12 protein-coding genes are annotated in these 8,923 nt (G+C 43.9%); 6 read left to right on the forward strand and 6 right to left on the reverse strand.

Going from position 1 to position 8,923, the window contains the following annotated elements:
• The coding region (locus A6395_RS15515) for an IS3 family transposase (RefSeq protein ID WP_149039000.1) at nucleotides 1-359 on the forward strand (359 nt) is incomplete at its 5' end.
• Between the two features lie 250 nt (nucleotides 360-609).
• On the opposite strand, the gene A6395_RS15520 is transcribed toward A6395_RS15515, so the two are convergent.
• The 3 genes from A6395_RS15520 to A6395_RS15530 form a co-directional block, all read right to left on the reverse strand.
• Nucleotides 610-993 (reverse strand): hypothetical protein, encoded by a 384-nt coding sequence (locus A6395_RS15520; RefSeq protein WP_071399724.1) that lies wholly within the window; start codon nucleotides 991-993, stop codon nucleotides 610-612.
• A 120-nt stretch (nucleotides 994-1,113) separates the two neighbouring features.
• Complete coding sequence (locus tag A6395_RS15525) at nucleotides 1,114-1,320, reverse strand: hypothetical protein (protein ID WP_071399725.1); 207 nt, start codon at nucleotides 1,318-1,320, stop codon at nucleotides 1,114-1,116.
• Between the two features lie 390 nt (nucleotides 1,321-1,710).
• Nucleotides 1,711-2,166, reverse strand: coding sequence for a JAB domain-containing protein (locus A6395_RS15530; RefSeq protein ID WP_034799670.1), 456 nt, complete (start codon nucleotides 2,164-2,166; stop codon nucleotides 1,711-1,713).
• 373 nt (nucleotides 2,167-2,539) lie between these two features.
• Between A6395_RS15530 and A6395_RS15535 the strand changes: the two genes are divergently transcribed.
• The 5 genes from A6395_RS15535 (at nucleotide 2,540) to A6395_RS15555 (ending at nucleotide 7,105) form a co-directional block, all read left to right on the forward strand.
• Complete coding sequence (locus tag A6395_RS15535; RefSeq protein ID WP_071399726.1) at nucleotides 2,540-2,881, forward strand: YolD-like family protein; 342 nt, start codon at nucleotides 2,540-2,542, stop codon at nucleotides 2,879-2,881.
• A 324-nt stretch (nucleotides 2,882-3,205) separates the two neighbouring features.
• Nucleotides 3,206-4,117, forward strand: a complete 912-nt coding sequence (locus A6395_RS15540; protein WP_071399727.1) for an STM4504/CBY_0614 family protein — start codon at nucleotides 3,206-3,208, stop codon at nucleotides 4,115-4,117.
• 56 nt (nucleotides 4,118-4,173) lie between these two features.
• Nucleotides 4,174-4,926, forward strand: coding sequence for a TIR domain-containing protein (locus A6395_RS15545; protein ID WP_071399728.1), 753 nt, complete (start codon nucleotides 4,174-4,176; stop codon nucleotides 4,924-4,926).
• Between the two features lie 152 nt (nucleotides 4,927-5,078).
• Complete coding sequence (locus A6395_RS15550) at nucleotides 5,079-5,999, forward strand: bacteriophage abortive infection AbiH family protein (RefSeq protein ID WP_071399729.1); 921 nt, start codon at nucleotides 5,079-5,081, stop codon at nucleotides 5,997-5,999.
• Between the two features lie 359 nt (nucleotides 6,000-6,358).
• Nucleotides 6,359-7,105: a hypothetical protein gene (locus tag A6395_RS15555; protein ID WP_071399730.1), complete on the forward strand. Its 747-nt coding sequence runs from the start codon at nucleotides 6,359-6,361 to the stop codon at nucleotides 7,103-7,105.
• A gap of 80 nt (nucleotides 7,106-7,185) precedes the next feature.
• On the opposite strand, the gene A6395_RS15560 is transcribed toward A6395_RS15555, so the two are convergent.
• The 3 genes from A6395_RS15560 to A6395_RS15570 all read right to left on the reverse strand — a co-directional run.
• Nucleotides 7,186-7,800, reverse strand: coding sequence for a hypothetical protein (locus A6395_RS15560; protein ID WP_071399731.1), 615 nt, complete (start codon nucleotides 7,798-7,800; stop codon nucleotides 7,186-7,188).
• Complete coding sequence (locus A6395_RS15565; protein ID WP_071399732.1) at nucleotides 7,793-8,536, reverse strand: ImmA/IrrE family metallo-endopeptidase; 744 nt, start codon at nucleotides 8,534-8,536, stop codon at nucleotides 7,793-7,795. Before A6395_RS15565 ends, A6395_RS15560 begins: the two co-directional genes overlap by 8 nt.
• The coding region (locus tag A6395_RS15570; protein WP_252100552.1) for a helix-turn-helix domain-containing protein at nucleotides 8,533-8,923 on the reverse strand (391 nt) is incomplete at its 5' end. The genes A6395_RS15565 and A6395_RS15570, both read right to left, overlap by 4 nt.

The raw sequence follows: 8,923 nt of genomic DNA on the forward strand, positions 1-8,923 counted from the left end.
ACAACAATGGGCTCGTCTTCCAGACGATGATCCCAGCGATCGCGGGGCTCCGTACAGGAGCGGGTCCGATGATCCATAGCGACCGAGGATTTCAATATACATCGAGAGGGTTCAAACGCATGGTGGAAGACGCAAAACTGACCCACAGCATGTCTCGCGTCGGACGTTGTCTCGACAACGCCCCGATCGAGGGTTTTTGGGGTACCCTGAAAGTCGAGATGTACTACCTGCGTGAGTTCCAGGCCTATAGCAAACTCACGTCGGCCATCGAGGCCTACATATCGTTCTACAACCATGATCGTCTCCAGAAACGACTAAACGGCTTGAGCCCTGTCGAATACAGGGCTCAAGCCGCCTAGGTTGGTTTTCATTATTTACCCTGTCTACTTGACGGGGAGCAGTTCAATAGACACATTGGTATCTTTTAGATATTTTATAAATTCGGTCACGATTCATATCTGTTCAACCATTCTTTATACACGCACCACATAAGTTTCGACGCGCCAACTTTCTTAAGCGTTGTTCTGACGCTCCGTGCCTCCCGTAAGGGGAAGCGGTGCGATGAGCGACTTCGCCACAAGGCGTTAGACGCTCACGCATGAGCCCGGATCACCATTCCTTCTCCCATGCCCCGTCTTCAGAGACTCCCCAATCCTCGAAGCGATACTTGATGAGCCAATGCACATGCATCACTTCATATTCGAATACACCCTTCGATAGCTCCGAGACGACGAAGCTGACGTCCCCATCCGCCACTATCCATGTCCCATATAGATACACGATCTTGATGGGACACTCTTCCGCATCCAGATAGATCACCACGCGGAAGTAAGGCGAGTTCCGTCCTTCATCGAACCGGACGACTTTCTCGACGCAATGTTGCCTGTCGACGACACGCATCCACTCGGGGTGTTCCATCAGTTCCGAGAAGACGGTCCGAACGAACGGATCCAATCCCGCGAACGCATAGTCATCAAGCAGCCCCTCATCCATCACGTCTCACCCTTTCCGGTTCTTTATAGAACGATTCCCCGTCCAGAGCCAGTTCAGTCCTTGTTCATGAACCTCCAGAAATGAAGACTTTTAAAAAATGTATACAACTATCCCTTTTTCTTATGTACGACGATTCCGTCGAATCATATTGGTATTAAAAAAGACGGTGAGGTGGGTCAAGCGTTCTCCTTCCTTCACATCACAAAGAAGATCCATGCTCACAAGTTTTAAGTCGTCAAATTCTTCTTGAAGCCGGTCAGGAAGGCGTCGAAGCAATACCTCCGTCATCTCGTCCATTGTCTGTTGATCTAGTTGGTAGCTGTCCATCTGAATCATCCTCTCCTGCTGATAGCCTCATGATACCTCGTATCCATGTAAGCAACATCTCGCCTAATTTCACGTAAGCCCTGGTGTTGTTTCAAACAAGCCCTAGGGCTTGTTTAGAAAACATGATCATTTTCAATAAACAAACCGCGTTTTTACTTCTATCGTTTCATCAAAAAAACTCTTTACGAGACACGTCAAAATACTATCCTATATCTACGCACGAACCACTCCGTTTTCGTCATACGAAAACGACCCTTTCCCGGATCCCGCTCTATGGATCCAGGCGATAGCAACGTGAGTCGCCCGTCCCGTCAAAGAAAAACGTACGTTTTTCGTCCTTGCCCTTACCGGACGGACCGGGACCGGTCCCCCGGCCCCACTCCATTCCATTCAACCCATGTAACCTCGCTGTTTCATACTGACGTATGACTCGTCCGCACCGAGGATGAGATGGTCGAGCACCGGGATGCCGATAAGGTCCCCGGCTTCATGTAACCGTTCGGAGACAAGGATGTCCTCCCGGCTCGGGGTCGGGTCTCCGCTCGGGTGCTGATGACAGACGATGAGACATGAGGCATTGTTTAGAATCGCGCATTTGAAGACTTCCCGTGGGTGTACAACGCTCGAGTTGACGCTCCCGACGTGCGCCCGATGGACACCGATGACCCGGTTTTTCGTGTTCAGCATGATGACGAGGAACACTTCACGGTCGTCGTCCCCGATGAACGATGACCCGATTTGTCGGGCGCTGTCCGGAGAATGGATGATGGCGTGCTCGAGGGCGACCATTTCCTCGCGAACCTCTTGCTTGATACGGATGACCTCGATGATGGCGGATAGTTCCATGATGGTTTGTCCCCTTTCGGATAAGCTGACCTCAGAACGAACACCGTTGTGCGTCCTGTTGACGGGAACGAAGCGAGCGTCGGGAGACGGTGCAAGGGCGACCGCAGGGAGAGCCTCAAAAAAATGCGTAGAGCGCTTACAGGACCTGGCTTCCGTAGCCAACGAGCGAAAAGCCTCGCTTTGAGCCAAAAGCGAAGGAAGACGGGCCGAAGGGTGCGTCATTTTTTTGACGTCCCTTGCACCGACGACCAGCGAGCTAGAGTACGGAAACAGGACGCACGGATTACCATTCATGAAATATCCTGTTCAAAACAGATAAAAAGAGTATAAAATAAGAACAAACGTTCGTTTTTTATTAGGAGGGTGATTTTTTATGACGATGTATCGCGATCGGGGTGAGCTGAAATGGATTCCGTTCCTCATGCCCGAGCACAAGGCGCTGCTGACGAAGTACTATAAGGAGATTCAGAAGATTGAGATGCCCGATATCGACGAACAGGTCCTATCAGTTTATGAGAAGGTGTTGAATGACGCAATTTTCAGCGGGGATATGGTGGAGGTGAAATATGTGGAGGAGCGGGAGATGAAACGGTTCAAGGGTTTTGTCCACCGGACGAACTACATGGAGCGGACCGTCGAACTGGCCAATCAGCGGGACGGTATCATCCATGTGCCGTTCAAGGCAATCATTCACGTGGAACAATCGATGGACTAACGCCCTAGCGGTTGTAATTGACGTAAAATCCCTTGTTGGTTTTATGGTGGTATGTGGAACCAGAAGAGAACGGGAACACGCTAGCCTAAAGGTGTAGTATATCAATCTTGAAAATATAAAAAGCATTAATCACTCCCATTTAAATGCTTTGGAGGTATTATCAAGGCTCTTTTTTTATCTAAGTAAATTGTCGTATACTGGAAACAGAGAATGTAATAATTGTTTGACCACTTTCTAATCATACTCAGATATCATTAGCGTGTGCTTTTTCATACTAGAAAGCCTACAACAACCTATGCAAAATAAATAACGGAGGAAAAAAGTATGCTCTTTTCAAAGCGAAACAGCCAAAAAGAAATTGAGATATTCCCTTATGACAACACTTTACCAGACCGTCTTCGAAAACAACTCTACCATTTATTGGTGGAGGTTTATCAGATTGAAACCCGTCGTGGTTATGCGACAGAATCTAGCGCACTATACCTCTTGAACCAACCGAATCTATTCGCGGATGTTCGACAATATATTTGTGCTGAGCATGGTCTACTTGATTTTTCTGATGCTCCAGGTTACGGAAAAGATTTCAGTGATCCCATTTCAGCCTGTCTAAAATTTTTATTAAGTTGCATTGAGAGTGACTGGGTCGTCGATATGATTGAGCTACTCTTTAGATTCGCTGTTGATTTCAGTTTAGCTGGACCCGAAACGATTAAGACCTTGAACATGAGATTCCGGGAGAACGGTGTCGGACTAGAGTTTGTGGAGGACCAATTCATCAAAATTGACTCTACCATACTCCACACGGAGGCAATTAAGCCAGCACTCACACTCATGCATAACGCCCAATTCGCAGGACCTTTGAATGAGTATTTGGAGGCACACGGACAATACCGTGACGGTGACAACAAAGCTGCTATCACTTCCGCTGCTAAATCGTTCGAGAGCACGATGAAGACTATTTGCCAAGTCAATGGCTGGTCAACAGGAAAGGGGACAGCCGCCGCACTCATTCAGGCACTCTTTGACAATCAGTTCCTTCCAAGCTATTATCAAACGCAGCTCACCTCTCTTCGGGCGACGCTTGATGGACTGCCTACAGTCAGAAATAATAACACAGGACACGGGCAAGGCCCGACGATTGTCAATACTCCGGATTACCTGACCCAATACGCTCTCAACCTCGCTGGGGCGAACATCACCCTTTTGATTAAAATATATAATGAATCTCAGAAATAGCTTGATTATCTGCAATTATACGTCGTCCTCAACACTGTGAAATGGAGGCTAATTACATGGAGTCTAGAAATAAAAAAGCAATCCTACAAATAAAGCGGACTATAAAAGATATTAAAAATTATCAAAATGATTATTTTTATGCAAATGTTTTTGAAAATTTTGCATCGACTCTTAATAAATATGCGCTTCAACTAGACTTACCTGGTTTTAAGTTTGAAGAATTTCATTACTCCGTATCTAAAAAAACTATCAATGAGAATGGGTATCGATCATTGCTACACTATGTAGAAACGTTGGAGGAAGAATTACCTCAAGCTTATACAAACCATACAGATAATAATCGTCCCCCTTCAAAAACAGATGCTCAAAAAGTGTTTATAGTTCATGGAAGAGACACGACTTCCTTAATCGAAACGGAGCTGATACTTAATAGAGCAGGATTGAAGCCTATAGTTTTAAGTAGACAAATAAACAGTGGGTTGACGTTGATTGAAAAGTTTGAAAAATACGCTGACGTTTCCTATGCGGTGGTTTTACTTACACCCGATGATGTAGGAGCTTACGTTGAAGGGAATATTCAGCCAGATTTAAAGTTTAGAGCAAGGCAAAATGTACTGTTCGAACTAGGATTTTTTTATGGGAAATTGGGAAGATCGAATGTAACCTGTTTAATAAAAAACAATGTTGAAAAACCGAGTGATATTGATGGGATAGCCTATATCCCGTTTGATAAATCTGTGGCTGAGATTGAACTTCACTTACTTAAAGAGCTAGGTGCCGCGAATATGAATGTAGAGTCTCTTTGGTAGAATCTAACTTTTATCTAAAGCTTACATCCTGCCTTTCAAAATGTACCGACTTCAGCTCAAATTGATGAACGAATTTAAATATCGTATCTACAAATTTGATACTTCTAGAGAGATTAAGCACAGCTAAAGTCCACGGTTATAGGAGAGAAAAAATGAATTTATTTATTGTTGGAAATGGATTTGATTTAGCACATTTTTTACCTACTAAGTACGAGAACTTTCATACATATTTAAAAAACACTTATCCAGGAGCTTTACAGACTGACCTTTCTTTTGATATATCATCAATCACTCATCCAGATGGTTCCGAAATCTTTGAGGCTAATGAAGTCGTTGCTTTCATAATAGATATTATATCCGAAGCAGAGACTAACGGTGACAAGTGGTGCGATTTAGAGAACAGTTTAGGAAAATTAGATTTCGAAAAATATTTTGATGAAATGTCCTATCTTTACGATGAGGCCGATGATGATTTTAATGAATTTCATAGGGCATATGATTATGAAGATGTTTCAAGTAATTTTCACGATGTGATTATAAAAGTAAAAGACTTATTTGCAGAATGGATTAATTCAATAAAAATATCAGACGTTAAAGCAAAACAAACTTTCAAAGAAATATTGGATACCTCAAATGACTATTGTATTAACTTTAACTACACTAGGGTATTGGAAGATATTTACGGAGCAAAAAACGTATTTCATCTGCATGGACAGCAAAATAGTGAAATAATTATCGGTCATGGAATCAATCAAAATGAAGACAGTCGCTATATTGGCACTGAAGATGCGTTGTGGGAAATCCATCACGCCCTAAAAAAAGATACCAGTAAAGTAATTGAGCATTGGAAATCACTATTTGATTCATTGAATTTAGTAGATAAAATATATTCTCACGGCTTTTCATTTTCTGATGTAGATTTGCCATATATTAAAAGAGTTTGTGAAACTGTTAACACTGAGTCTGTCACGTGGTTTTTGAATGACTTTGAAGAGAGTATCATTAGAGAAGAATACATGAACCGGATTAGACGATGCGGATACAGAGGTGCGTTCTCTGCATTCAGTTTATAAACGAAAAACTGAATAGTTGGCACTTCTCCACTACCTAATAAAATCAAGCTTGAAAAATGTCATTTGTTCATATTGTATTCCTCAAGTATTATTGGGCGAGCCTACAGTTTTGTCTTCTGATAGTTCTCTTGCGCTTCATATAATGACACTCTGAAAAGGCTATAGATTCGTTAAACATTTTACATATACAATAATTAAGAGGATGTATACATTTCGACGTCGAATGTATACATCCTCTCTAGAATTACTTACGGTTACTTGTATTTGCTAATCAAATACGGGAAAATGTAAACGAGGTAATCAAGTGTATTTTATGTCTTATATATTTGTATACAATAAATGATAAAGCGGTGAATCTTATGCAGTCAAATGAAATTAAAGTGACTTCCTTTCGCGTCTCACAAGAGGTTAAAGAACATATTCAACGCCTTACAGAACAACGACAGCTGTCTACCAATCAATTGTTCGAGGAATTAATCACTTTATTTGATAAACAGTCTCCAGACCCTTTAGTCGTCGAGGAGAACGCATCACTCGAAGCAGCACTGAATCAAGTCCTTGCCCTGTTCAATGAACGAGCCACTCGACTAGAAACGCAACAAAAAGAACATGAGAGAATCAACGCGCGCTATAAAAATACCATTCAAGACCTTGAACAAAGCGTAATTGCAGAAGCTGAACGACTCCAAGAAGAGTATGAGCAAAAGGTGTCGTCACATGAAATTGAAGTCACTCAATTACAAGATCAAATCAGCCAACTGATCACGGAAAAAAAACATGCTGAAGAAACGTTGGATACAGAACGGAACTCATTTAAAGAAGAGTTAAAAGATCAGAAGAGAACAGTTTTTCATCTAGAGGGTGAACTGAAGACGCTCGAGCAAGAGCGTAGCCAGCTCAACCGTCAAAACCAGAGCCTAATGGACTCGCTTGACGAGTTGAAGGCACGGACGAGACGAAGCGACCAACTCGAAGAGGAGAATCAAAAACTTCACCTAGAAGTGCAGCTCCTCCGTCGTGAAAAAGAGGCGTTCGAGAACCGGTTACAGGAACAGATCGAGCTCGCGGTCCTACGTGAGCGAAACAAGCTATCGGATAGTGACTAATATGAAAAAAGTACCCAAGACACGTCATACTTCGACGAAGATTGGGTACTTTTCTGTCTTAATGATAAAACATCGTATGTTTATGTGTCATACATGTGTTGATCGAGCACATTTAAATCATGTGGACGTATTGTCTTGAAAAACTTTCGAATCTGGCTTCTTTTCACGACTTCATACCGCTTCAAATATATACAAAAGTCTAGGAGGGTATGCTGACGAATAAGTGTTTGCTGTTCCTCTTGATTTACGATGTACAGTTCAGCGTCTGTGATGACTTCTCGAATGTCCGCGTCATCGCTACATATCAATCCAGCGCTGATCAATCTAGCGGCAGCAAGACTGTGGATTTCACCCAAGTCGCTCGTATGTTTGAGTGGCCGTCCTTCTCTGATTTTCTTTTCGTCCAATTGTTGAAACGCAAGGCGAACTTCTGTCAGATAAACGAGATAAAGGTCATAGAGTTCATCCGTCGCAATCGATGCTTCCGATTCAGGATCGAACAGCACCCACTTCCCGTCGTGGATGAACGCGTCGACACTTTCTCTTACCGAAGATGTCTTGAGTTCATTCAAGACCTCCACATGGATAAGGACTTGTCCATACAGGCTACTGATCCAATCGAAGACGTCGGCTTGTCGAAAACTTGCCGCATGAATGATGATGTTCGCATCGATGAACACCGGCTCCTTAATCATGGGGGGTGTCCTCTTGTATACGACTCATTTCATCTTCCTGGAACGATCGAGCCAGATCCGGTCTGTAGACGGAGAGTTTGTTGGCAGCATTCAGTCGCGTCATGTTCTCCGCCTCGACCGCCTTGACCACGACTTGTTCATAGGCGGGGAACGATTCAAAACGCTGGGCTTGATCCAATGGGCTCGGAGCGATTCCTATACGGTTCCGTTCCTCACGCCAATCGGATTCCTGTTCACTCAAGTCAGAGAATCGATAATTGAGTTCTCGGAGTCGTCGGACGACCGAGACGTATGGCACTTGGGCCATATCTGCCAAATAGATGATGGCGGACTTCGTATCATAGCCGTCCTTCAGCTTCTCCCAGACTTCTTTTGTCGTACTCTTCGGCAGCATGATCGCAGCGGCGAACCGGTCGGCCGCCCGCTCGTGTTCGAATCCATCGACCTGCCATTCACTTGCTTCAGACAAGTGCCATAGTTCATGAGCCGCGGTAAAGTAACGCATGCGCAGCGGTTGGTAGGAGTTTAATGCGATGAACTCTTCTCCTGACATATGCTTGATGGCGACACCGTAATAAGAGTCGTCCTCGACATATTGAAAGATGAGGTTCGCGCGTTTGGCCAACACCTGTTCAATGTAAGCTCCAATGAAGACGTGACTATCAATGACTTGCTCTAAAAAATCGGCTGCGAACGCTTCTGCCGTGTCTTCAGCAATTCGTGTTGACGGCTTCATCTTTGCTCACTCTTGAGACCAATATAGTCTTCCACCGCAAATTTCAGACGCTCAAGCTCCATTTTGGACCGTCGATTTGAGAGGGTCCCGCGCAACTCGACCGTCATGCGCTCGTCTCTCATTGAAGCGTCGGTCGTCAACTCGTTGACCGATACACCTAATACCTTCGCGATAGCAACGATACGTTGTGGTTGGATGACACGGCTCTCATTCAGCATATGACCGACCAGTGCCTTGCTGACCCCGATTTTTTGGGCTAACCATTGCTGCGACTTTTGATTATCCTGTAGCCATAATTTTATATTATTCACGATGATTGTATTTGAGTTCATGAAACCACCTTCTTTCAAAGCAATTATAACACCCCTTGTAGACAACCACAAAATT

The sequence above is a fragment of the Exiguobacterium sp. SH31 genome (assembly GCF_001816105.1).
In the GTDB taxonomy this organism is placed as follows: Bacteria; Bacillota; Bacilli; order Exiguobacteriales; family Exiguobacteriaceae; genus Exiguobacterium; species Exiguobacterium aurantiacum_A.